The organism is Methylobacterium currus, from assembly GCF_003058325.1.
Lineage (GTDB): Bacteria > Pseudomonadota > Alphaproteobacteria > Rhizobiales > Beijerinckiaceae > Methylobacterium > Methylobacterium currus.
Genome location: NZ_CP028843.1, coordinates 360353 through 382448, shown reverse-complemented (window position 1 = coordinate 382448; position 22096 = coordinate 360353). Strand labels below are relative to the sequence as shown.

23 protein-coding genes are annotated in these 22096 nt (G+C 72.0%); 14 read left to right on the top strand and 9 right to left on the bottom strand.

Annotated features, from left to right (window positions below; genetic code table 11):
• Nucleotides 1-41: 41 nt before the first annotated feature.
• Nucleotides 42-1523, bottom strand: a complete 1482-nt coding sequence (locus tag DA075_RS01800) for a methyl-accepting chemotaxis protein (RefSeq protein WP_099951752.1) — start codon at nt 1521-1523, stop codon at nt 42-44.
• Between the two features lie 211 nt (nt 1524-1734).
• Between DA075_RS01800 and DA075_RS01795 the strand changes: the two genes are divergently transcribed.
• From DA075_RS01795 to hisN, 4 genes are all read left to right on the top strand, one after another.
• A complete protein-coding gene (locus tag DA075_RS01795; protein WP_099951751.1) occupies nt 1735-2205 on the top strand; it encodes a PAS domain-containing protein in 471 nt (156 codons plus the stop codon).
• Nucleotides 2206-2476: 271 nt separating this feature from the next.
• Nucleotides 2477-4582 carry a penicillin-binding protein 1C gene (gene pbpC / locus DA075_RS01790; RefSeq protein WP_099951750.1) on the top strand — a complete coding sequence of 702 codons (2106 nt, stop codon included), beginning with the start codon at nt 2477-2479 and terminating at the stop codon, nt 4580-4582.
• Between the two features lie 104 nt (nt 4583-4686).
• Nucleotides 4687-6714 (top strand): AI-2E family transporter, encoded by a 2028-nt coding sequence (locus DA075_RS01785; protein ID WP_099951749.1) that lies wholly within the window; start codon nt 4687-4689, stop codon nt 6712-6714.
• 98 nt (nt 6715-6812) lie between these two features.
• A complete protein-coding gene (gene hisN / locus DA075_RS01780; RefSeq protein ID WP_099951748.1) occupies nt 6813-7604 on the top strand; it encodes a histidinol-phosphatase in 792 nt (263 codons plus the stop codon).
• A 60-nt stretch (nt 7605-7664) separates the two neighbouring features.
• Here hisN and DA075_RS01775 read toward each other — a convergent pair whose 3' ends face one another.
• Nucleotides 7665-8660, bottom strand: a complete 996-nt coding sequence (locus DA075_RS01775; protein WP_099951747.1) for an alpha/beta fold hydrolase — start codon at nt 8658-8660, stop codon at nt 7665-7667.
• Between the two features lie 246 nt (nt 8661-8906).
• Between DA075_RS01775 and DA075_RS01770 the strand changes: the two genes are divergently transcribed.
• Nucleotides 8907-9371 (top strand): Hsp20 family protein, encoded by a 465-nt coding sequence (locus DA075_RS01770; RefSeq protein WP_099951746.1) that lies wholly within the window; start codon nt 8907-8909, stop codon nt 9369-9371.
• A 133-nt stretch (nt 9372-9504) separates the two neighbouring features.
• On the opposite strand, the gene DA075_RS01765 is transcribed toward DA075_RS01770, so the two are convergent.
• Nucleotides 9505-9819, bottom strand: coding sequence for a carboxymuconolactone decarboxylase family protein (locus tag DA075_RS01765; RefSeq protein WP_309296441.1), 315 nt, complete (start codon nt 9817-9819; stop codon nt 9505-9507).
• Nucleotides 9820-9950: 131 nt separating this feature from the next.
• On the bottom strand, nt 9951-10451 hold the full coding sequence (locus DA075_RS01760; protein ID WP_099951745.1) for an RNA polymerase subunit sigma-70: 501 nt from the start codon (nt 10449-10451) through the stop codon (nt 9951-9953).
• A 220-nt stretch (nt 10452-10671) separates the two neighbouring features.
• On the opposite strand from DA075_RS01760, the gene DA075_RS01755 reads away from it, so the two are divergent.
• The 3 genes from DA075_RS01755 to hemC all read left to right on the top strand — a co-directional run bounded on the left by DA075_RS01755 (nt 10672) and on the right by hemC (nt 12230).
• Nucleotides 10672-10971, top strand: coding sequence for an antibiotic biosynthesis monooxygenase family protein (locus tag DA075_RS01755; RefSeq protein ID WP_099951744.1), 300 nt, complete (start codon nt 10672-10674; stop codon nt 10969-10971).
• Nucleotides 10972-11036: 65 nt separating this feature from the next.
• Nucleotides 11037-11207, top strand: a complete 171-nt coding sequence (locus tag DA075_RS36330; protein ID WP_164712185.1) for a hypothetical protein — start codon at nt 11037-11039, stop codon at nt 11205-11207.
• Nucleotides 11208-11294: 87 nt separating this feature from the next.
• Nucleotides 11295-12230: a hydroxymethylbilane synthase gene (gene hemC, locus DA075_RS01750; RefSeq protein ID WP_099951743.1), complete on the top strand. Its 936-nt coding sequence runs from the start codon at nt 11295-11297 to the stop codon at nt 12228-12230.
• Between the two features lie 8 nt (nt 12231-12238).
• Here the strand turns inward: hemC and DA075_RS01745 are convergent, their stop codons facing one another.
• The 3 genes from DA075_RS01745 to DA075_RS01735 all read right to left on the bottom strand — a co-directional run bounded on the left by DA075_RS01745 (nt 12239) and on the right by DA075_RS01735 (nt 15506).
• Nucleotides 12239-13393, bottom strand: a complete 1155-nt coding sequence (locus DA075_RS01745; protein WP_099951742.1) for a GGDEF domain-containing protein — start codon at nt 13391-13393, stop codon at nt 12239-12241.
• A 160-nt stretch (nt 13394-13553) separates the two neighbouring features.
• Nucleotides 13554-14846, bottom strand: coding sequence for a nicotinate phosphoribosyltransferase (pncB, locus tag DA075_RS01740; RefSeq protein ID WP_099951741.1), 1293 nt, complete (start codon nt 14844-14846; stop codon nt 13554-13556).
• A 150-nt stretch (nt 14847-14996) separates the two neighbouring features.
• Complete coding sequence (locus DA075_RS01735) at nt 14997-15506, bottom strand: pyridoxamine 5'-phosphate oxidase family protein (protein WP_099951740.1); 510 nt, start codon at nt 15504-15506, stop codon at nt 14997-14999.
• Nucleotides 15507-15718: 212 nt separating this feature from the next.
• Between DA075_RS01735 and DA075_RS01730 the strand changes: the two genes are divergently transcribed.
• The 6 genes from DA075_RS01730 to mobA all read left to right on the top strand — a co-directional run bounded on the left by DA075_RS01730 (nt 15719) and on the right by mobA (nt 20932).
• Nucleotides 15719-15928: a TOBE domain-containing protein gene (locus tag DA075_RS01730; RefSeq protein ID WP_099951739.1), complete on the top strand. Its 210-nt coding sequence runs from the start codon at nt 15719-15721 to the stop codon at nt 15926-15928.
• 10 nt (nt 15929-15938) lie between these two features.
• A complete protein-coding gene (locus tag DA075_RS01725) occupies nt 15939-17024 on the top strand; it encodes an ABC transporter substrate-binding protein (RefSeq protein WP_244936477.1) in 1086 nt (361 codons plus the stop codon).
• Nucleotides 17025-17029: 5 nt separating this feature from the next.
• A complete protein-coding gene (locus DA075_RS01720) occupies nt 17030-18070 on the top strand; it encodes a FecCD family ABC transporter permease (RefSeq protein ID WP_420813148.1) in 1041 nt (346 codons plus the stop codon).
• The gene (locus tag DA075_RS01715; RefSeq protein ID WP_099951738.1) at nt 18067-18837 is read left to right on the top strand and encodes an ABC transporter ATP-binding protein; all 771 of its coding nucleotides are present in this window, start codon (nt 18067-18069) and stop codon (nt 18835-18837) included. The genes DA075_RS01720 and DA075_RS01715 overlap by 4 nt, the downstream gene beginning before the upstream one ends.
• A 308-nt stretch (nt 18838-19145) precedes the next feature.
• On the top strand, nt 19146-20297 hold the full coding sequence (locus DA075_RS01710; RefSeq protein ID WP_099951737.1) for an Mrp/NBP35 family ATP-binding protein: 1152 nt from the start codon (nt 19146-19148) through the stop codon (nt 20295-20297).
• Complete coding sequence (gene mobA / locus DA075_RS01705) at nt 20294-20932, top strand: molybdenum cofactor guanylyltransferase MobA (protein ID WP_099951736.1); 639 nt, start codon at nt 20294-20296, stop codon at nt 20930-20932. The genes DA075_RS01710 and mobA overlap by 4 nt, the downstream gene beginning before the upstream one ends.
• A 214-nt stretch (nt 20933-21146) precedes the next feature.
• Here the strand turns inward: mobA and DA075_RS01700 are convergent, their stop codons facing one another.
• Entirely contained in the window at nt 21147-21602 is a 456-nt protein-coding gene (locus DA075_RS01700) for a peptidylprolyl isomerase (protein ID WP_099951735.1), read from the bottom strand.
• Nucleotides 21599-22075 (bottom strand): hypothetical protein, encoded by a 477-nt coding sequence (locus DA075_RS01695; RefSeq protein ID WP_099956338.1) that lies wholly within the window; start codon nt 22073-22075, stop codon nt 21599-21601. The genes DA075_RS01700 and DA075_RS01695 overlap by 4 nt, the downstream gene beginning before the upstream one ends.
• Nucleotides 22076-22096 lie beyond the last annotated feature (21 nt).

Below are 22096 nucleotides of genomic sequence, written 5' to 3'. Positions count from 1 at the left end.
GGGTGGGAGGCGCGTCGCGGCTGCGCCCGTCGGGAGCTCGGTCAGCGTGCCAGCACGCGGGCGGCGCCCTTCGTCGTCTCGACGGCCTGCGTGACGCTGTGAACCGCCGCCGAGATCGCGCCGATATTCTGCGCGATGGCACTCACGGCCCCGGCGGCGTCCTGCATGTTGGCCGACATGTCCTGCGTCACGGCACTCTGCTGCTCCATCGTGGCCGCGGTGCGCATCACGTCGTCGCGCATCGCGCCGACCGCGTCCTGGATCGCCCGCAGCGTCCCGACGACCTGGCCCGACACCGCCTGGATGCTGCCGATCTCGGCGCTGATCTGCTCGGTCGCGCGGGCGGCCTGGTTGGCGAGGTTCTTCACCTCCGCCGCCACGACCGCGAAACCCCGGCCGGCCTCGCCGGCCCGGGCGGATTCGATCGTCGCGTTGAGCGCCAGCAGGTTGATCTGGCTGGCGATGCTCTGGATCAGGCCGACGATGCCGTTCATCGCCGATGCCGTCGTCGTCAGCTTCTGGGTCAGCTCCCCGGCGGCGCTGGCCTGGTGGTGCGCCTCGTCGCTGACCGTCCGCGCCCGGTTCATGCTGGCGGCGATCTCGTTGACCGACTGCGCCAGCTCCTCGGCGGCGGCGGCCACGGACTGCACGTTGGCGGAAGTCTTGCCCGCGGCCAGCCGCGCCTGCTCGGCCTCGCTGTTCGAGCGGCCGACGGCTTGGTCCACCTCGGCGAAGTTCTCGTCGATGAGCAGCTTGAGCTCGGTCAGGCGCTTCACCTCCGCGGTCACGTCGCTGGCGAACTTGACGATCTTGGCGACGCGGCCGTTCTGGTCGAGGATCGGGTTGTAGGAGCCCTCGATCCAGACCGGGCGGGCGTCGCGGGTGAAACGCTTGAATTGCGCCGCTTGGTACTCGCCCCGGCGCAGCTTGTCCCAGAACTCGGCGTAGTCCCGGCTCGCGCGGGTCTCGGAATCGATGAAGATGCTGTGCGGCTTGCCGCGAACCTCGTCGAGGCTGTAGCCCATCAGCGTGAGGAAATTCTCGTTGGCCGTAATGACGGTACCGTCGGGATGAAACTCGACCGCGGCCTGGGACCGGCTGATGGCGGCGATCTGGCTCGAATAGTCGAGATTGAGCAGTCGGGCGCTGGCGTCGCTCCACTCCACCACGAAGCCGAGGCGCTGCTCCTTGTCGCCGAGCGGCGTCACGAGGAGATCGAAGACGCGCTTGCCGACGCGGATCGTGGCCTCGTGGGGCTTGTCGAGGGCCGCGAGCATCCGGCGCTGGTGCGTGGGATTCTTGTGAAAGATGTCGATGTTGCTGCCGATGAGCTTGGCCGCGTCGAAGCGCGGCAGCTCGGCACTGAGATCGGCCTCGGCGTCCTGCATGAAGCGCCGGAGGGCCGGATTCATGTAGGTGATCGTCATGTCCGCGTCGGCGATCATGACGTTGGTGCGGAGCGCCGCGAGGGCTGCAATCTCCAGGCCGTTCCTCGCCGGCCTGCGCTTGAGCAAGAGTTTCATGGCGCCTCGCAAACTCCCGGTCTTATTGCTGAAGGGCAACGCTGTTGTTCAAGTTGTTCCCGTCGATGCTTGTCGACACTTGGCAAAAAATGCTAACAAATCCTGAATTTTCGCGGATTAGTTCGAAATCCGACGGTCATAAGCCCCATCTCCGTGGTGAGGGGAAGTTAACAAATTCTGATTATCGCTGGGGCGTCACGGAGCCGGAGCCATGAACGTCATCGATCTCGTCCGCCTGTTCGCCGAGTCTCTGGATGTCGGAGTGCTGCTGACCGACGCGCAGCTGAACCAGCCGGGCCCGAGGATCCTGTATGCCAATCCCAGCTTCGCGCGGATGAGCGGCTACGCGGCGTCCGAGGTGATCGGCCAGACGCCGCGCATCCTCCAGGGCCAGGGGACGAGCCGGGAGGGAACGCGGCAGGTGCAGCGGGCCCTGCGGGCGGAGGGGCATTTTCTCGGCTGCCTCCAGAACTATCGCAAGAGCGGCGAAGCCTATCTGTGCGAGATCAACGTGCGGGCGATCCGGCGCCTGGACGGCGAGCCGGAGGCGTACATCGCCTTCGAACGCGAGGTCGTCCGTCGCCGCGGCCGGCCGACGCGCGGCGGGGCCGGCCGGTACAGGCCCGTCGAGGAGACGGCATCGGACATCTTCCTGTCGGACCGGATTCCGGGGCTCGGCTGACGCCGCCGCGACGGGACGGATCGGGCCGACGATCGCGTCCGCACACGCGCAGCTGATTCTGCACACGCGCAGCTGATCACGCCGCAGCGTGCCTCGGCAGCCCGCATCCTTGCCGGCCGGTGCCACCGGTGACCGGTCGGACCTTGGCGCCGAACGATCTTTCGCCGATTGTTGCCGGCGGGTCGCGCGCGGCGCACCATCGCGGTGACCCGGGACATGCGGCAAGGTGGGACCTGAACGCGATGGGACCTGGACGAGACGGGACCTGAGGATGGGAGCGCGCACGACACCGAGGATCCGGCGGCGCCGCGCCGCCATGGTGCTCGCCGGCCTCACCGCGGGCCTCGTCCTCACCACCGCCACCTGGCTCTGGTCCATCCTCGCCCGGCTCCCACCCCTCGACCTCACCGCCGCGCAGGCCCGCTCCACCATCGTCCTCGACCGGGCCGGCATCCTCCTGCGCCCCTTCGCGACCGTGGATGGCCGCTGGCGCCTGCCGCTCGAACCCGCGGCCGTCGATCCCCGCTTCCTCGCCATGCTGACGGCCTACGAGGACCGGCGCTTCCAGTCGCATCCGGGGGTCGACCCGATGGCGCTCCTGCGCGCCGCCGGGCAATGGCTCGCGGCGGGGCGGATCGTGTCGGGGGCCTCGACCCTGTCGATGCAGGTGGCGCGCCTCGTCGAGCCGCGGGGCGAGCGCTCGCTCGGCGCCAAGCTGCGCCAGATCGCCCGGGCGATCGAGCTGGAGCGGCGCCTCGGCAAGGACGGTGTGCTGCGGCTCTACCTCGCCCTCGCGCCCTATGGCGGGCCGGTCGAGGGCCTGCGGGCGGCGAGCCTGGCCTATGTCGGGCGCGAGCCGGCGCGCCTCACGCTGGCCGAGGCCGCCCTGCTGGTGGCCCTGCCGCAGGCGCCGGAGGGCCGGCGGCCCGACCGCTTCCCGGACGCCGCCCGCCGGGCCCGCGACCGGGTGCTCGACATCGCCGCCGCCCGCGGCGTGGTGCCGGCGGCGGACGCCGCCGCGGCCAAGGCCGAGCCGGTGCCGCATTCCCGAAAACCCTTCCCGATGCTCGCGCCCCACGCCGCCGAGGCGGCCCTGGCGCAGGAGCCGGGCCGGGCCGTGCATCGGCTGACCCTCGACGCGCGGCTGCAGGCCCGGCTCGAGCCGCTGGCGGCCGAGCGGGCGGCGGCGCTCGGCCCCGGGCTGTCGGCGGCGATCCTCGTCATCGACAACGCCAGCGGCGAGGTGCGGGCCCAGATCGGCAGCGCCGGCTACCTCGACGCCGCGCGCGCCGGCGCCATCGACATGACGGGGGCGGTCCGCTCGCCGGGCTCAGGCCTCAAGCCCTTCGTCTACGCCATGGCGTTCGAATCGGGGCTTGCGCACCCCGAGACCCTGATCGAGGATCGTCCGTCCCGGTTCGGCGCCTCCTACGCGCCGGAGAATTTCGACCTCACCTTCCAGGGTACGGTGACGGCGCGGCGCGCCCTCCAGCTCTCCCTCAACGTGCCGGCGGTGGAGCTGATGGAGGCGGTGGGCCCGGCCCGCTTCATCGCCCGCCTGCGCGCCGCCGGCGCATCGATCGTCCTGCCGCGGGATTCGGCGCCGGGCCTGCCAGTGGCGCTCGGGGGCCTCGGCATCACGCTCACCGACCTCGGCCGGCTCTATGCCGGGCTCGCCCGCGGCGGCGAGGTGCCGGTGCTGAAGCGCCGCCTCGACGGTGCGACGCCTGACGCGGTCCTGCCGCGCATCGCCGAGCCGGTGGCGGCCTGGTACGTCGCCGATACCTTGCGCGGCACGCCGCCGCCCGAGAGCGCCCTGCCGAACCGCCTCGCCTACAAGACCGGCACGTCCTACGGCTACCGCGACGCCTGGGCGGTCGGGTTCGACCGCCGCACCACGGTGGCGGTGTGGCTCGGGCGGCCGGACGGGGCCGGGGTGCCGGGCCTCGTCGGGCGGGTCGCCGCCGCACCGCTCCTGTTCGACGCGGTCGCGCGCCTCGGCGGGGACCCCGAGCCCCTGCCGCGACCCCGCGACGCCCTGGTGGCGTCGACCTCCGCCCTGCCGCCGCCCCTGCGCTCCTTACGCCGCGAAGCAGGCCCGACCGACCGCCTGCGCATCGCCTACCCGCCGGACGGGGCACGGATCGATCTCGGGGCGGAAGGTGATGCGCCCGCCGGCCTCGCTCTCAAGGCGCTTGGCGGCACCCTGCCGCTGACCTGGCTCGTCGGCGGCCTGCCGGTGGCCGAATCGGACCGGCGCCAGGCCGAGTGGCAGCCCGACGGCGCCGGCTTCGTGCGCATCTCGGTACTGGACGCCACAGGCGCGAGCGACAGCGTGACGGTGCGGATCGAGGAGGCGCGATCACATTTTCGATAGGTTGGCCCTGGGTCATGGGCGGATCGTTTCCCCGCTGGCCCCGTTCCTCCCCCGTGGAAGCGTGGCGAGACGGCGAGCGCCGCGCGCGAGGAAGTGAGCGGCGCATGGCGGATGGGCGAGACGATCGCAGGCGGATCTTCCCGGTGAACCCGGCCCGGGTCCAGGCTGCCGAGACCCCCGGCGACGGCCTCGCGGCGCCGCTCGTCATCGCGGCGGTGATCGTGGCGGCCCTGTATTTCGGCCGCGAGATCCTGATCCCGATCGCCATCGCGGTGCTGCTCAGCTTCGTGATCGGGCCGCTGGTGGCGCTGCTGCGCAAGCTCCGGCTCGGGCGGATTCCCTCGGTCGGCGTCGCGGTGCTGCTGCTCCTCGCCGTGGTGGCGGGACTCGGCGGGCTGATCGGCATGCAGGTCGCCGACCTCTCGACCGGCCTGCCGCGCTACCAGCGCACCATCGCCCAGAAGGCCGAGAACCTGAAGGCCGGGCCCCTCGGCGACATGGCCGGGTATCTCCGCAGCATCAACCACCAGATCCAGCAGGCCGGCGCGCCGGAGCCGAAGCCAGAGGAGAAGCCCGAGGGCAAGCGCAGCCCGCCGCCCTCGGTGCAGAACCCCGACAAGCCGGTGCTGGTCGAGATGCGCGACCGCGAGCCGAGCCCGATCGAGCTCGCCGAGAAGGTGCTGGCCCCCGTGGTCTCGCCGCTCGCCACCCTCGGCATCGTCTTCGTGGTGCTGATCTTCATCCTGGTGCAGCGCGAGGATCTCCGCGACCGGATGATCCGCCTCGTCGGCTCCAGCGACCTGCACCGCACCACCGTGGCGATGGACGATGCGGCGCGGCGCCTGAGCCGGTTCTTCCTGGTCCAGCTCGCGCTCAATGCCGGGTTCGGCCTCGCCATCGGGACCGGGCTTTGGCTGATCGGCGTGCCGAACCCGATCCTGTGGGGCATCTTCACCGCGCTGATGCGCTTCGTGCCCTATATCGGCGCCTTCCTGTCGGCCCTGCTGCCGCTGATGCTGGCCGCCGCCGTCGATCCGGGCTGGAACATGGTGCTGGCGACCGCCGCCCTGTTCATCGTGCTCGAGCCCCTGGTCGGCCAGTTCATCGAGCCCCTGGTCTACGGCCACTCGACCGGGCTCTCACCCTTCGCGGTCCTGGTCTCGGCCCTGTTCTGGACCTGGCTATGGGGGCCGGTGGGACTCCTGCTCTCGACGCCGCTCACCGTCTGCCTCGTCGTGCTCGGCCGCCACGTCGACAAGCTCGAATTCCTCGACGTGCTGTTCGGCGACCGCCCGGCCCTGACCCCGGTCGAGAACTTCTACCAGCGCATGCTGGCCGACGATCCCGACGAGGCGCAGGAACTGGCGGAAGCGATCCTCGCCCAGTGCTCGCTCTCCTCCTACTACGACGAGGTGGCGCTGAAGGGCCTCCAGCTCGCCGCCACCGATGCCCGCCGCGGCGTGCTGACCGGGGGCCAGCTCGATCGCATCCGCGTCGGCATCGCGCAGCTGATCGAGGACCTCGCCGACCGGGACGATACGGCGCCGGAGACGAAGCCCACGCTCGCCGGCCGCCTCCTGTCGGGCCGTCAGGACGAGCAGGTGCCCTGCGAGGCGGCCCCTGCGGTGCCGGATGCCCCGGCCCCGGACGCCCTGCCGGAGGACTGGCGGCGCGAGGGCGCGGTGCTGTGCGTCGCCGGACGCGGGCCGCTCGACGAGGCCGCCTCGATGATGCTGGCCCAGCTCCTCGAGAAGCACGGCTTCGGCACCCGGGTGGTGCCGTTCGAGGCGGTGTCGCGGTCCGCGATCGCCTCGCTCGATGCGGCCGGAGCGCGGATGATCTGCATCTCCTACCTCGAGATCAGCGGGACGCCGGCCCATCTGCGCTACCTCGTCCAGCGGCTGCGGCGCCGGGCGCCGGAGGCGCAGGTGCTGGTGGGCTTATGGCCGGCGGACGACGCGGTGCTGAGCGATCCCGGCGCCCGGGCGTCCCTCGGCGCCGACCATTACGCGGTCTCCTTGCGCGAGGGCGTCGAGGCCTGCCTGGAGGCGGTTCGCGACGTGCCGGTCGCCGCCCCCTCCCCTGCCCCGGTCCGGGCGCCCGAGCATGAGCCCGAGCGCGCCGACGCCTGAGGCTCGCGGCCCCGGGGCTTGACGCCGGGGCCGCGCCGCCCTTTCGATCCGGCGAAGCGGGCTGCGGGCCCGCGGCTTGAGCGGGAATCGGGGACAGCATGAGCGTGGTGGATTTCGCGCGGTTCGTGGACGAGCTCGCCACCCAATCGGGCCAGGCCATCCTGCCCTTCTTCCGCGCCGCCTTCGCCACCGAGGACAAGGCCAAGGGCCATGCCGCCTTCGACCCGGTCACCGAGGCCGACCGGGCCGGCGAGGCGGTGATGCGCCAGCTCATCAAGCGCAGCTTCCCCGACCACGGCATCCTGGGCGAGGAATTCGGCTCCGAGCACGAGGACGCCGAATATGTCTGGGTGCTCGACCCGATCGACGGCACCCGCGGCTTCATCGCCGGCCTGCCGATCTGGGGCACCCTGATCGGGCTGACCCGCGGCGGCGTGCCCTGCTACGGCCTGATGAACCAGCCCTTCACCGGCGAGCGCTTCTTCGGCGACGGCGAGGCGGCCCATTACCAGGGCCCGCACGGCCAACGCCGCCTGCGCACCCGCCGCAAGGGCGACCTGTCGGAGGCGATCCTGCACACCACCGACCCGCGCCTGTTCGGCGAGGGCACGTCGGACCGGCAAGCCTACGAGCGCGTGGAGAAGGCCACCCGCCTCGCCCGCTACGGCGCCGATTGCTACGCCTACGCCATGCTGGCCGCCGGCCATATCGACCTCGTGGTCGAGGCCTCGCTGAAGCCCTACGATATCGTGGCGATGATCCCGGTGATCGAGGGTGCCGGCGGCATCGTGACGACCTGGGAGGGGACGTCCGCCGCCAAGGGCGGGCGGATCGTGGCGGCGGGGGACAAGCGGCTGCACGAGGCGGCGCTGGCGCTGCTGAACGGGTAGACCGTCGCGCCGGTGCTCCGCCGCGCCCTGATCGACGCCCTGCACGGGCGGGGATGAGCCTCACGCCACCTCCGCCCTCGCCTCCCCCTGCCTCTCCTCGCGCACCGGCGCCGCCGTCCCCGGCACGAAGGCGTCGAACGCCGCCCAGAACTGCTCGCGGATCGCGTCGCGCTCCATCAGGATCTCGTGGCGGGCGCCGCGCAGCGTGATGGTGTGGCCGGCCGCGAGCCGGGCGGCGAAGCGCTCCACCGCCGGGGTGCTGCAGACCGGGTCGGCGCCGGCGGCCACCACCAGCACCGGCACGCGAATGCCCACGGGATAGCGCGGGTCCTCGAAGCGGCGCATCGCCCGGAAGGCGGCGGCGAGCCAGCCGATGGTGGGATCGCCGACGGCGCCGGCCCCGACCGCGAGCGCCGCGGCGGCGTTGCGGGCGTAGCGCACCGGATCGGCGGTGAGCCGGTTGTTCGGGAACGGCTTGGTGGCGATCGAGACCGCCGACCCCCCCGGCACGTAGCGACGGCCGAACCTGAGGGCGCGCAGAACGGCCGCGAGGCGCATCGCGGCCTTCGGCCGGCGGATCATGCAGATCGCCACCATCGGGGCGAGCACGACGAGGCGGCTGAACGGCAGCCAGCCCTCCCGGGCGGCGGTGAGGCAGATCGCGCCGCCCATCGAGTGGGCGAGGCCGAAGAACGGGCGCGGCATCCGCGCCTCCATCACCTGCGCCTCCACCGCCGCGAGGTCGAGCTTGTACTCGGAAAAATCGTCGACATGGCCCTTGTGCGGGTCCTCGACGGTGCGGTCCGAGCCGCCCTGGCCGCGCCAGTCGAACGCGACGACGTGGAAGCCGCGGTCGCGCAGCTCGGTCACGGTCTCGAAGTACTTCTCGATGAACTCCGCCCGGCCCTGCACCAGGCAGACCGTGCCGTGCACGACGCGCGCCGTCGGCGCCCAGGTGGCGACGCGCAAGGAGAGACCGTCGGCGGTCCTGACCGTCAGGAGCGTGGCCCCCGGCGGGATCGGATTGTCGGGCGTGGCGAGCAGCGGCACGGTCACGGGAGGGCCTCCGAGGCTGGCATCCGCCGCATCCTGGCACGGCACACCCTAATAAGTGGGGCAGGATCCGCGTGCGTCCGCGCTCATCAAAAAAATTCGCGACGCGCCTCTGGCAGCGGCCTTGACCAGTCGAAAGCCCAATCCAATATGCGAGGGGCGCCGGCCGATATGGCGGCGCGCAAGACCGGGACCGGCCTCAGCGGCGTTCCCTCAAGACTACATATTGCTTCAGATGGAGAATATGTCATGCGTCAGTTCGATCTCGCTCCCCTGTACCGCTCCACCGTCGGCTTCGACCGCCTGTTTTCCGCACTCGATCAGTTCGTGACCTCGGATGCGGCGCCGACCTACCCGCCCTACAACATCGAGCGCACGGCCGAGAACGCCTACCGGATCACCCTCGCGGTGGCCGGCTTCACGGATCAGGATCTGTCGATCGAGACCCGGGAGAACGCGCTCACCGTGAAGGGCGAGCGCAAGGCCGAGGCTAAGCAGAGCGAGTTCCTGCATCAGGGCATCGCAGCCCGCGGCTTCGAGCGGCGCTTCCAGCTCGCCGATCACGTCCAGGTGACCGGTGCGGTGCTGGAGAACGGCCTGCTCCACGTCGATCTCGTCCGCGAGATCCCGGAGGCCAAGAAGCCGCGCCAGATCCAGATCGCATCGGGCTCCCGCCCGCAATCGATCGAAGGCAGCGTGCAGCAGGCCGCGTAAGCGTCAAGCCTTTCAAGGGGAGCGCCCCGGCCGCAAGGCCGGGGCGCTTCGTCGTGCCTGGGTGCCGGGCATGCCTGCCAGCATGCCCGGCTGCCGAGAGCGCCACGGCCTCGGGGCCGCGGCGTCCGGCGGATCAGGGCAGGAGATGCGTGCCGTGGGTGAGCGCCGCGCCGGCCCGCAGGGCCACCGCCACGAAGACGGTCTCGGCGAGTTCCTGCTCGGTCGCGCCGGCCTTCTTCGCCGCCTCGCGGTGCACCTCGAGGCAGTAGGGGCATTGCGTGGTGAGGGCGACGGCGAGCGCCATCAGCTCCTTGTACTTGCGCGGGATCGCGCCGTCCGCCAGCGCCGCCTTGTCGAGGGCCTCGAAGGCGCCCATCGCCTCGGGGGCGAGGCTCTTCAGGGCGGGCAGCTTCGTCAGGTTGGCGGAGTCGTACATCGCGTGGGACATGGCGTGATCCTCCCGGGTTGGCCGGTGTGGTGACCGGCCGCCCGTCGATCGGGGCGGCTCGGCACCTCGACTGTTAGAGGATCACGGGCCGCCGCCCAATGCGGCTTTGGGCCCGTCCGCGCGACGATCGGTCAGAGATCGCCGAAGGCCAGCTGGGCCGCCGCCGGGCTCTTCTGCGACTTGCCGGCCTTGGCCGTAGCCGCCTTGCCGCCTGCCTTGCCGCCCGCCTTGGCGCTGCTTCTGGCGCCCCCCTTTGCGGCCCCCCGGGCGGCGGCCTTGCGCGGCCGATTCGGCTCGACGCCCTGGATGCGCGCCTTGCCCTTGTCGCGGGCCACCGCCTCCGGGGCGGTCTGGTCGCCCGAGAGCCACTTGCCGCGCTTGATCACCTCGTTCACCCGGCCCTGGTTGACGCCGAGCTTGAAGGCGATCTCCTGCTGGGTCATCTCCGTCGAGCCATGCAGCTCGAGGATTTCGCGGGCGAGTTCCGGGGTCATCTTCTTGCCGACGATGCGCCGCCCGGGCTTGACCACCCGGTTGGCGCGGTCGCGCTCGCGCAGACGCTCGAGAATCGCCAGCGCCATCTGCATGCCGTTCTCGCGCAGGGCTTCCTCGAATTCCTTCAGCGTCGCCATGAGGACCGAACTCCGCTGTCACGTTCCGGCAGGGAAACGGCGCCGGTCGGGGCTGGTTGCCACCGTGCACAGGTCATCCACGGTTTGTGCGCGTCCTGTTCCGGGTTGGCAACCGCCCGCCGGAGGCCATCCACCGCTGTTGGATTCCGCGCTCGCGCCGCGTGGACAAGCCCGGCGGCTTCGCGCATGGCTTAACCCCACCGGACAGGAGGCAGACGCTATGGTTCTGGAGATCGCGCAGATCGAGGTGAAGACCGGGCACGAGGGCGCCTTCGAAGCCGGCGTCGGCCAGGCCGCGGAGCTGTTTCGCCGCGCCAAGGGCTGCCGCGGCATGGAGCTGCAGCGCTCGGTCGAGATCCCGACACGCTACCGTCTGATGGTGCAGTGGGAGACCCTGGAGAACCACACGGTCGATTTCCGCGAATCGGGCGATTTCCAGGCCTGGCGCGCCCTGGTCTCGGAGCATTTCGCCGCCCCGCCGCAGGTCGAGCACACGGTGCTGGCGGTCCAGGGGTTCTGAACCCGGGCGGCATTCCGGCCGTTCACAGGGGTTGACGACCTGGGCAACGACGACCGGAGACCGCCGTGACCGACGACCGCAAGCCGGATCCGAATCCCGGCGAAGGGCTCGCCAACGACAGCCTCGGGGCGAGCCGCCGCCCGGCCGGGCACCCGCCGGGCAAGGGCGGGACGAAGCCCGCCGCCGGCACGCCGCAGGGCGGCCGGCCGGCCGACGAGCAGGTCCCACGCGACTGAGCGCCCGCGGGAACAGCCGCCGCGTGACACGGAGCGCCTGACCCGCTACTCGCGAAGTCAAGGCTCCTCGATCTCACGGCAACCGACATGCCTCGACGTCCCCTGCGCATCGGCACCCGCGGCAGCCCGATGGCCCTCGCCCAGACCGGGATGGTGCGCGACCGCATCGCGGCGGCCCATCCCGACCTCGCCGAGCCCGGCGCGATGGAGCTCGTCGTCGTCACCACGGTGGCCGACAAGGTGCTCGACCGGCCGCTCTCCGAGATCGGCGGCAAGGGCCTGTTCACCAAGGAGCTGGAGCAGGCGCTCCTCGCCGACGAGGTCGACCTCGCCGTCCACTCGATGAAGGATGTCGAGACCTGGCTGCCGGACGGCCTCGTCATCGCCTGCATCCTGGAGCGGGACGACCCCCGCGATGCCTTCCTGTCGCCGCACGCGAACCGCCTGGCCGATCTCGCGCCGGGCAGCCGGGTCGGCACCTCGTCCCTGCGCCGCGGCGCCCAGGTGCTGATGCGCCGGCCCGACCTCCAGATCGTGCCGTTGCGCGGCAACGCCAACACCCGGATGAAGCGGCTTCAGGAAGGCGCCTGCGATGCCACCCTGCTCGCCATCGCGGGGCTCGAACGCCTCGGCCTCGCCGACCGCGCCCAGGAGATCCTGCCGGTGAGCGAGATGCTGCCGGCAGTGGCGCAAGGGGCGCTGGGCATCGAGTGCCGGGCCGGCGACGCGGCGCTGATCGAGCGTCTCCAGGCCGTCGCCTGCCCCCGCACCACCATCGCGGTCGGAGCCGAGCGGGCCCTGCTCGAGGAGCTCGACGGCTCGTGCCGCACCCCGATCGCGGCTTTGGCCCAGATCGACGGCGATCGCCTGACCCTCGACGGGCTGCTGTTCCTGCCCGACGGCAGCGCCCACTGGGCCACCCACCGCACCGGCTCCACCGCGGATGCCCTGGCGATCGGGCGCGAGGCGGGCGCGGAGCTGAAGGCCAAGGCGGGCGAGACCTACCGGGCGAAGCTGCAGTAGCGGGGCGCTCAGCAGGCGGCCGCACCCGGATCCGCGCCCGCCGCGCGGACCCCAGCCCATGATGCCCCTGGGGACGGCCCGCCCGCGGCGACCCCGCCGCCCCGACGCTTGACCGCGTAGGAGGCGGCATCAGCCCGCCGGACCAGGTCGTCGAGATTCGCCGCGCGCGACGGCGCGCAGGCGAAGCCTAAGCTCAGGCCGACGCTGACGGTCTCGCCGCCGAGATGGTAGGGTGCGCTGAGGGCGTGGACGATGCGCCGCGCGAGGCTTTCCGCCTCCTCCGCGTGCCGCACGCCGGGCTGGAGCACCACGAACTCGTCCCCGCCCGTCCGGGCCGCCAGGACGGGGGCCTCCACGAGCAGGCGCAGCCGCGCGCCGAGTTCCTGCAGCAGGGCGTCGCCGGCCGCGTGGCCGTAGCGGTCGTTGACCGGCTTGAAGCGGTCGAGGTCGAAGCAATGGATCGCCACGCTGTCGCCGTCCGTCCGTGACAGGCGGCCGAACGCCTCGCGCAGGCCGAGCCGGTTGGCGAGCCCGGTCAGGACGTCGCTGCGGGCGAGCCTCGCCATGTCGAGCCGCAGCCGGATCTGCCGGATGGCGGTGCGGTGGGCGGAGAAGACGGCCTGCACGGCCCCGAAGAGGAAGAGGCCGAACATCGCCGCCAGGATGCCGTGCGGCATGTCCCCGAACCAGGCCGCCGACGCGATCGCCGGCAGGGCCGCCAGCAGCAGCGCGCTGGCCGCCATCACCGGCCGGCCGAACAAATGGGTGACGACGCCGGAGCAGTAGCCGAAGAGCAGCCCGGTCGCGAGCATCTGCAGGTCCATGCGCGGCTGCGCGAAGACCGTGCCGACGAGGGTGCCGACCGAGGAGGCGACCGCGAAGATGGTCAGGACATGCCCCCGTTCCCAGAGACCGGCCTCCCTCGGCGCGAGCGGCCCACCCTCCAGCCGCCGCATCTGCCGCAGGACGAGCGCGAGCCTGCACGCGGAGGCCAGGACTCCGCTCGCGACCGCCGCGAACAGGATCGTGTGGCCGAGCGCCAACGCGACGAACAGGCCCACGCCCGCCAGGGCGACGCCCATGATGGTCGTCGGCATGCCGGTCCGCGCGAGATCGGCGACAAGCGCGACGTAGATGTCGTCCGATTCAACGCCTGCGCGCATCCGCTCTAGATCCGACCGTGTTTCCGATCGTTACGGAAGCACGGGATCTATGACGAATCCGACAATAATCCCGGGGACCGGGCCACGTTTTCCCGGTTCCGCGTGTCCCACCCGTCGTCAGGATGACGGAGGGCACACACCGTGCGGGACTACGGCAGGACTAGACCAGGACCGGTACGGCCTGCTGAGTGCCCACCCCGAAGACCCGCTTGTAGCGCTCGACCTCGTCCTCGGGCCCCAGCGCCTTGGTGGGGTTGTCGGAGAGCTTCACGGTCGGGTGCCCGTTGGCCGAGATCACCTTGCAGACGATCGAGATCGGGTCGAGGCGGCGGTCGGGCGCGAGACCGCGGAAATCGTTGGTGAGCAGCGTGCCCCAGCCGTAGCCGATGCGCAGGCGGCCGTGGAAGTGGCGGTGGATCCGCTCGATCACGTCGACGTCGAGCCCGTCGGAGAAGATCGCCAGCTTCTCCCGCGGGTTGCGGCCATGCCGGGTCCACCACCGGATGGCCTCTTCGCCGCCCTCGATCGGGTCCTTCGAATCGATGCGGATGCCGGTCCAATCGGCCATCCAGGCGGGCCCGCGCTCGAGGAAGCCGGTGGTGCCGTAGGTGTCGGGCAGGATCACCAGCAGGTTGCCGGCATAGTCCCGCTGCCAGTCGGCGAGCACGAGGTAAGGCGCGCGGGCCAGCTCCTCCTCCGTCTCGGCCAAGGCCGAATAGACCATCGGCAGCTCGTGCGCGTTGGTGCCCACCGCCTCGATGTCGTGGCGCAGCGCGATCAGGCAGTTCGAGGTGCCGAGGAAGCTGTTGCCCAGCCCCTCGATCATCGCCTCGACGCACCAATCCTGCCACAGGAAGCCGTGGCGGCGGCGGGTGCCGAAATCGGCGATCGACAGGCCCGGCAGGGTCTTCAACCGCTCGATCTTCTCCCAGATGCGGGTCATGGCGCGGGCGTAGAGCACCTGAAGCTCGAACTTGCCCATGCCCTTGAGCACGCCGCGGGAGCGCAGCTCGTTGAGGATGGCGAGCGCCGGCACCTCCCACATCGTGGTCTCGATCCACGGGCCGTGGAAGGTGAGCACGTATTGGCCGTCCTGCTTCTCCAGCAGGTAGTCGGGGAAGCGGAAGTTCTCGAGCCAGTCCATGAAGTCCGGCGAGAACATCTGGCGCCGACCGTAGAAGGTGTTGCCGCGCAGCCAGGTGGATTCGCCGCGGGTGAGCCGCAGCGACCGGCAATGGTCGAGCTGCTCGCGCAACTCGCCCGGGTCGATCAGATCGGCGAGGCGGACCCGGCTGGTGCGGTTCTGGATGCCGAAGGTGACCGAGACGTTCCGGTGACGCCGGAAGATCGTCTGGGCCATCAGGAGCTTGTAGAAATCCGTGTCGAGCACGGAGCGGATGATCGGATCGATCTTCCAGGTGTGATTGTAGACCCTGGTCGCGAGATCGAGCATCGCCCGTGCCTGCCTGGTTCAGGACCGCCTCCTGCGGGCGGCCGGACCGTCGCCCCTCGGGCGGGGCGACGGAGGGTGGGAAGCCGGCACGGTTCGGGCCGCCGAGTCAAGCATCAAGCTCAACCGCCGGCCCTGTCCTAGGCGCAATTCTCAGCGGGCGCCGAGGTCGACCGCCTTCTTCTCGGTCTTCGGCGACTCGCCGGTCACCGCCGCCTTCACGTAGCCGTAGAGGTGCAGCATCGTGGCGTTCGGGCTGTCCCAGTACTCGCCCTTCTCGGGATGGACGCGGATCAGCGCGATCGACGGATCGTCCTTGCCGCCGGGGAACCAGGTCTTCAGGCCCTCGCTCCACTTGGCCTCGATCTGCGCCTTGTCGCGCACGATCTCGGCCTTGCCCGACACCGAGACGTAGTTCTGGTTCGACGGATCGGCATAGGCCAGGTTGACCTGGTTGTCGCGGCCGATCTCGCTGGTCACCGGCGCATCCTGCTTGACGAAGAACCACAGGTCGCCGTTCTCGTCCGCGTCCTGATTCCACATCGGGCGGCTGCGCAGCTGGCCGTCGGAATCGGCCGTGGTCATCATCGCGACCTTCACGTCCTTGATCATCGCGAAGAGCTTCTTTGCGCCCTCATGGTCGCGGTGGCTGCCCTGATGCATCTCGTCGATCTCCCTCGAACCTGTGACGAGCGGGCGGACCCGCTCGAAGCTGCACGTCAACGGACGATTCCGGCTTTGGTTTCGGTTCCCCGCCATCGAAACTCGGCCGTGAATTCCGCGCGGACGGCTCGCCGGGACGGGACGGGACGACTATCTGTGCGGCCAGGGCGGCGCCGTCACGTCGCCGCGATGCGGGACGGGGAGACCCTTCGATGAAGATCAGCGCGCGCAACCAGCTCGACGGCAAGGTCGTCGAGGTCAAGAAGGGCGCCACCACCGCCCATATCCGGGTCGAGCTCGCCGGCGGGCAGGTCGTGACCGCGGCGATCACCAACGAATCCGCCGACGAGCTGGGGCTGGCGCCCGGCAAGAGCGTGAAGGCGGTGATCAAGTCCAGCGACGTGATGATCGCGACGGACTGATTTTTTGACGATGATGCGGCCCGACCGGCGCTCCCTGCTCCTCGGCTCGGCGGCCCTCGCGCTGGCGCGGCCTGCACGCGCCGCGCAAGGTCTTCGGGTCCAAGACCTGCGGGTCCAAGACCTGCGGGACCAGGGCCTGCGGGACCAGGGCCTGCGGGACGATGCCGGCCGGGTCCTCGATAGGTTGCGCACACCGGTCGCCCGGGTGTTTCCCGCCGGCCCCCCGGCGGCGATCCTGCTCTACACCCTGGCGCCCGACCTGCTGCTCGGCTGGCCGCGGGCGATCCGCCCGGCGGAGAAGCCCTATCTGTCTGCCCGGGCGGCCGAGCTGCCGGAGGTCGGCCGGCTCACCGGGCGCGGCAACACCGCCAACCTCGAAGCGGTGCTGGCGTCGAAGCCCGATCTGATCCTCGATGTCGGCTCGACCGCCGAGACCTACCGCTCGCTCGCCGACCGGGTGCAGGACCAGACCGGCATCCCCTACGCCCTCCTCGACGGCCGGCTCGCGGCCGCGCCCGCGACGTATCGCAGCCTCGGACGCCTGATCGGGCGCGACGCCGAACCCCTGGCGACCTTGAGCGAAGGTATCCTCGCGACGGTGCGCGAGCGCGTCGCCCGGGTGCCGGAGGGCGAGCGCCCCCGCGTCTACCTCGCCCGCGGACCCCGCGGGCTCGAGACGGCGCGCCAGGGCTCGATCAACGTCGAGGCGCTGGCGCTCATGGGCGCCGTCAACGTCGCGGGCCCCGGCGGCAGCCTGGCCCAGGTGTCGCCGGAGGACGTGGTGGCTTGGGCGCCCGAGGTGATCGTCGCCCTCGATCCGGCCTTCGCGGCGGCGGCGCTTCAGGATCCCCTGTGGCAGGCGACGCCGGCCCTGGCGGCGAACCGCCTGCATGTGAGCCCGTCGCTCCCCTTCGGCTGGGTCGATTTCCCGCCCTCGGTCAACCGGCTCCTCGGCCTGTGGTGGCTGGGCAAGATCCTCTACCCGGCGCGATTCCCGGAGGACATCCGGGCGGTCGCCCGCGATCTCCATGGCCGGCTCTACCACGTGACGCCGGACGATGCGGCCCTCGACCGCGTGCTGGCGGGAGCCCTGTGAGCGGCATCGCTCATGCCATCGCCTTTGCCGGCGCCCGCGCCGCCCGGCTCGGAGGGCCGTGGCTCGCGCTCCTCGCCCTGATGCTCGCCGCCGCCCTCGCCTTCGGGGTCGGGCGCTATCCGGTCTCGCTCCTCGACGTCGCCCGGGTGCTCGTCGCCCGCCTCACCGGCCACGCGCCGGACGTGGCGCCGGCGGTCGAGGCGGTGGTCCTGCAGATCCGCGGCCCCCGCATCGCCGCCGCGATCCTGATCGGCGCCGCGCTCTCGGTCGCCGGCGCCGCGTTCCAGGGACTCTTCCGCAATCCCCTCGTCTCGCCCGACATCCTCGGCGCCTCGTCCGGGGCGGCCCTCGGCGCGGTCCTCGGCATCTGGCTCTCCCTCGGCGTGCTCGCGATCGAGGGCCTGGCCTTCGCGGGCGGGCTCGGCGCGGTCGCCTGCGTCTACGCGCTCGGCGCCGCCCTGTCGGGGCGCGACCCGGTGCTGGTGCTGGTGCTCGCCGGAATCGTCATCGGCTCGCTCCTCGGGGCCGGGGTCGGGCTCATCAAGTTCCTCGCCGATCCCTACAACCAGCTCCCGGCGATGACCTTCTGGCTGCTCGGCAGCCTGTCGGGGATGCATCCCTCCGACCTCCTGCCGCTCGCCGGTCCGGTCGTCCTCGGCACCGGGCTCCTGCTCACCTTGCGCTGGCGCCTCGACGTCCTGTCCCTGCCGGACGAGGAGGCGCGCTCGCTCGGCCTCGCCACCGGCCCCTTGCGCGTCGCGGTGGTGGCGGCCGCGACCCTCGTCACCGCGGCGAGCGTGGCGGCGGCCGGCATCGTCGGCTGGGTCGGGCTGGTGGTGCCGCACCTCGCCCGCTTCCTGGTCGGCCCCGGCTTCGGCCGGCTGATCCCGACCGCGGCTTTGCTGGGCGCCGGCACGCTGCTCACCATCGACACGCTCGCGCGTACCGTGGCCCCGGTCGAGGTGCCGCTCGGCATCCTCACCGCCTTCGTCGGCACGCCGGTCTTCCTGTGGCTGCTCGCCCGGGCGGAGCGCGACTGGTCGTGACGCTGCTCGACACGCAGGACCTGGCCTTCGGCTATCCGGGCCGGGAGATCGGGAGCGGCCTCTCGGTGCATCTCGCCGCCGGCGAGGCCCTGGCGCTGCTCGGGCCGAACGGCGGCGGCAAGACGACGCTCCTGAAGACCCTGCTCGGGCTGCTGCCGGCGCTCGGTGGCACGATCCGGATCGAGGGCCGGCCGCTCGGCGAGCTGACGGCCCGGGAGCGCGCGCGGGCGATGGCTTACGTGCCGCAGGCCGGCGCCAGCGCCTTCGCGTTCACGGCCCGCGCCGTGGTGCTGATGGGGCGCACCAGCTGCACCGGCCTGCTCTCCGCCCCCTCGCGCGCCGACCACGCGGCGGCGGAGAGCGCGCTCGCCCGGATGGGCATCGCCCACCTCGCCGAGCGCCCGGTGACGCGGCTCTCGGGCGGCGAGCGCCAATTGGTGCTGGTCGCCCGGGCCCTCGCCCAGGAGCCGCGCATCGTGGTCCTCGACGAGCCGACGGCGAGCCTCGACTTCGGCAACCAGGGCCGGGTGATGGCCGAGATCCTGCGCCTGCGCGCCGACGGGCTCGGCCTCCTCTTCACCACCCACGACCCCAACCAGGCCGCCCGCTACGCCGACCGGGCGCTCCTCCTGCGCGGCGGCTTGGCCCTCGCCGCCGGCCCGGTGGCGGAGGTGCTGGACGCCCCCGCCCTGAGCCGGCTCTACGGCGCGCCGGTCGAGGAGGTGCGGGACGCCGGCACCGGCGCGCGAGCCTTCCTGCCGGGATAGGCGTCAGCGCGGCGCCAGAGCCGTGGCGGTCTCGGCGGCCCGGGCGAGGTTGACGAACTCAACCCGGTAGCCGAACGGGTCCTCGCCCCGGGCTTCGGCGGCGAGGCGCACCGCGTCGGCGAAGCGGGCCCGTAGAGGTGCCGCCGCGCAGGATCTCGCTGCAGCCGGCGCTCGAGAGCGGGAAACCGGCCCGCGAGGCCCGCACCCCACGGTCCCCCCACCGATGGCCGCCCCCGCCGCGCTGGCGTTTCCCGGCGCAAGGGTTACATGACCCGGAGAGACGATCCGCGGATGAGGAGCGAGGCGACGTGGCGATCACCCGGGACGACGTGCTGAAGGCGCTCGCGGGCGTGACGGTCGATGCGGCGGGGACCAGCCTGCCGGCCTCCGGCCGCCTGTCGGAGATCGTCATCGATCCTTCGGGCCGGGTGGTCTTCTCGATCGGCATCGCGCCGCCGGAGGCCAAGGCCTTCGAGGCGGTGCGGCAGGCGGCCGAGATCGCGGTCCTGAAAGTTCCCGGCGTCAAGGCGGCGCTCGCGAGCCTCACCGCCGAGCGCGGACCGAGTGCCGGACCTGGTGCCGGCCGGGCCCCGCGCCCCGCCGCGCCCGGCCCCCAGGGTGGCGCTCAGGGCGGTCCCCGGCCCGGCCCGGCCCTGCCGGGCGTGCGCCACATCGTGGCGGTGGCCTCGGGCAAGGGCGGCGTCGGCAAATCGACCACCGCCTGCAACCTCGCCCTGGCGCTTCGGGCGCAAGGTCTCAAGGTCGGCCTGCTCGACGCCGACATCTACGGCCCCTCGGTCCCGAAGCTCTTCGGCCTCGACCGCAAGCCGGAGACGATCAACACGCCGCAAGGCCAGCGCATCGTGCCGCTCAACGGCTACGGCCTCGCGGTGATGTCGATCGGCTTCCTGATCTCCGCCGACACGGCGATGATCTGGCGCGGCCCGATGGTGCAATCGGCCCTGACCCAGCTCCTGCGCGAGGTCGCCTGGGGCGAGCTCGACGTCTTGATCGTCGACATGCCCCCCGGCACCGGCGACGCGCAGCTGACGCTGGCGCAGGCGACGCCCCTGGCCGGGGCGGTGATCGTCTCGACGCCGCAGGACCTCGCGCTGATCGACGCGCGCCGGGCGGTGACGATGTTCCGCCGGGTCGAGGTGCCGATCCTCGGCGTGGTCGAGAACATGGCGACCTTCGTCTGCCCGCATTGCGGCGGCACCTCGCACATCTTCGGCCATGGCGGCGCCCGCCACGAGGCCGAGACCCTCGGCGTGCCGTTCCTCGGCGAGGTGCCGCTCAACATGACGATCCGCGAATCCTCCGATTCCGGCCGTCCCGTCGTGGCGGTCGATCCGGACGGGCCGCAGGCCGCCGCCTACCGGGCGATCGCCGCCAGCCTCTGGGCCAATCTCAGCGGCGGCGCCGGCCCGCGCCCGGCGCCCCGGATCGTGATCGAGTGAGCGCGTCCCCGACCCTCGGGGTGATCCTGGCCGGCGGGCTCTCCCGCCGGATGGGCGGCGGCGACAAGCCGCTGCTCCGGCTCGGCGGCAGGACCTTGCTCGAGCGGGTGGCCGAGCGGCTGCGGCCGCAATGCTCTGCCGGCCTGATCCTCAACGCCAACGGCGATGCAGGCCGGTTTCGCGCCTTCACGGGCTTCGTGGTGCCGGATTCGGTGCCCGACGCGCCGGGGCCGCTCGCCGGCGTGCTCGCCGCCCTCGATTTCTGCGCCGCGCACCGCCCGGACGTGGCTTACGTCGCGAGCGTCGCCGGCGACACGCCGTTCCTGCCGGACGACTTCGTCGCTCGCCTGCACGCGGCGCGTGCCCGCGACGGCGTGGACATGGCGGTCGCGGCCTCCGGCGGGCAGCTGCACTTCGTCAACGGATTGTGGGCGGTGTCCTTGCGCCACGACCTGCGGGCGGCCCTGGTGGAGCGGGGCCTGCGGCGGGTCGGCATGTGGATCGCCCGGCACAACGCGGCGGAGGCGGCCTGGGAGACCGAGCCGGTGGACCCGTTCCTGAACCTCAACACGCCGGCGGACTTTGCCGCAGCGGAGCGGCTGGTGGCAGGCGAGGGTCGAACGCCGATTCAGTAAGGCACTGGTTTCCCCCTCCCCCTCTGCGGGTGAGGGTGTCCCGCGGAGCGGGCCGGGCGAGGGGACGCCGCTTCCGGAGAGGTCGCGACCATCCTGACGGGCGCCGTCTGGATCAGCGTCGCGCCGGCTCTCTTGCGGGACTTCGTCCCGGCCCGGCCCCTGCTGACGCCGGGACCACCCTCCCCCGCAGAAGGGGGAGGGTTCAAGTGCAGGCTTACGCCTCGACGCGCATCGACGTGATGGTGTCGGGATCGCGCACCGGCTCGCCGCGCTTGATCTGGTCGATCACCTCCATGCCCTCGACCACCTTGCCCCACACCGTGTACTGGCGGTCGAGGAACTTGGCGTCGCCGAAGCAGATGAAGAACTGCGAGTTGGCCGAGTGCGGGAAGTTGGTGCGGGCCATCGAGCAGGTGCCGCGCACGTGCGGCTCGGCGTTGAACTCGGCCTTCAGGTCCGGCAGGTCGGAGCCGCCGGTGCCGGTGCCGGTCGGGTCGCCGGTCTGGGCCATGAAGCCGTCGATGACGCGGTGGAACGGCACGCCGTCGTAGAAGCCCTGCTGCGAGAGGGTCTTGATCCGCTCGACGTGGTTGGGGGCGAGGTCGGGGCGCAGTTCGATGACCACGCGGCCCTTGCTGGTCTCCATCACGAGTCGGTTGCTGTCGGTCATGGTCGGTCTCCTTGATTCGGACCAGAGTAGACGAAACGCAGGGCGATGGGACGCCCCGCGACGGCGCCGCCGAGCCCCGCCGTCAGCCGCGCCGGGGTGCAGCGGGCGAGGGACGAGACAGTCTCGGCGACGAGGGCGGTGCGGCGCTCATCCGCGACGCGCGCGAAGGTGATCCGCGGCGTGCCCTGAAGGCTCCCGTCCCGCCGCAGGGCGAAGCGCGCGGTGATCGCGGCGGCCCCGAGGCCGGCCGGCGGGCGCCAGCAGGCGGCGAGCCGGGGATAGAGCGCCACGAGGGTGTCGACGAGGGTGTCGGCGGCCCCCGGCGGCGGGCTCGCCACCGGCACCCGCACGGTCGCCCGCAGGGTCGTCGGCAGCGAGAGCACCGAGGGGTTGTCATAGACGTCGAACTGCGCGGCGGCGTGCGAGGCCGAGACAGTCAGCGCGAGGCCGGCCGAGATTCCGCTCGACACGATTCCGCTCGACGAGCGCCCGCC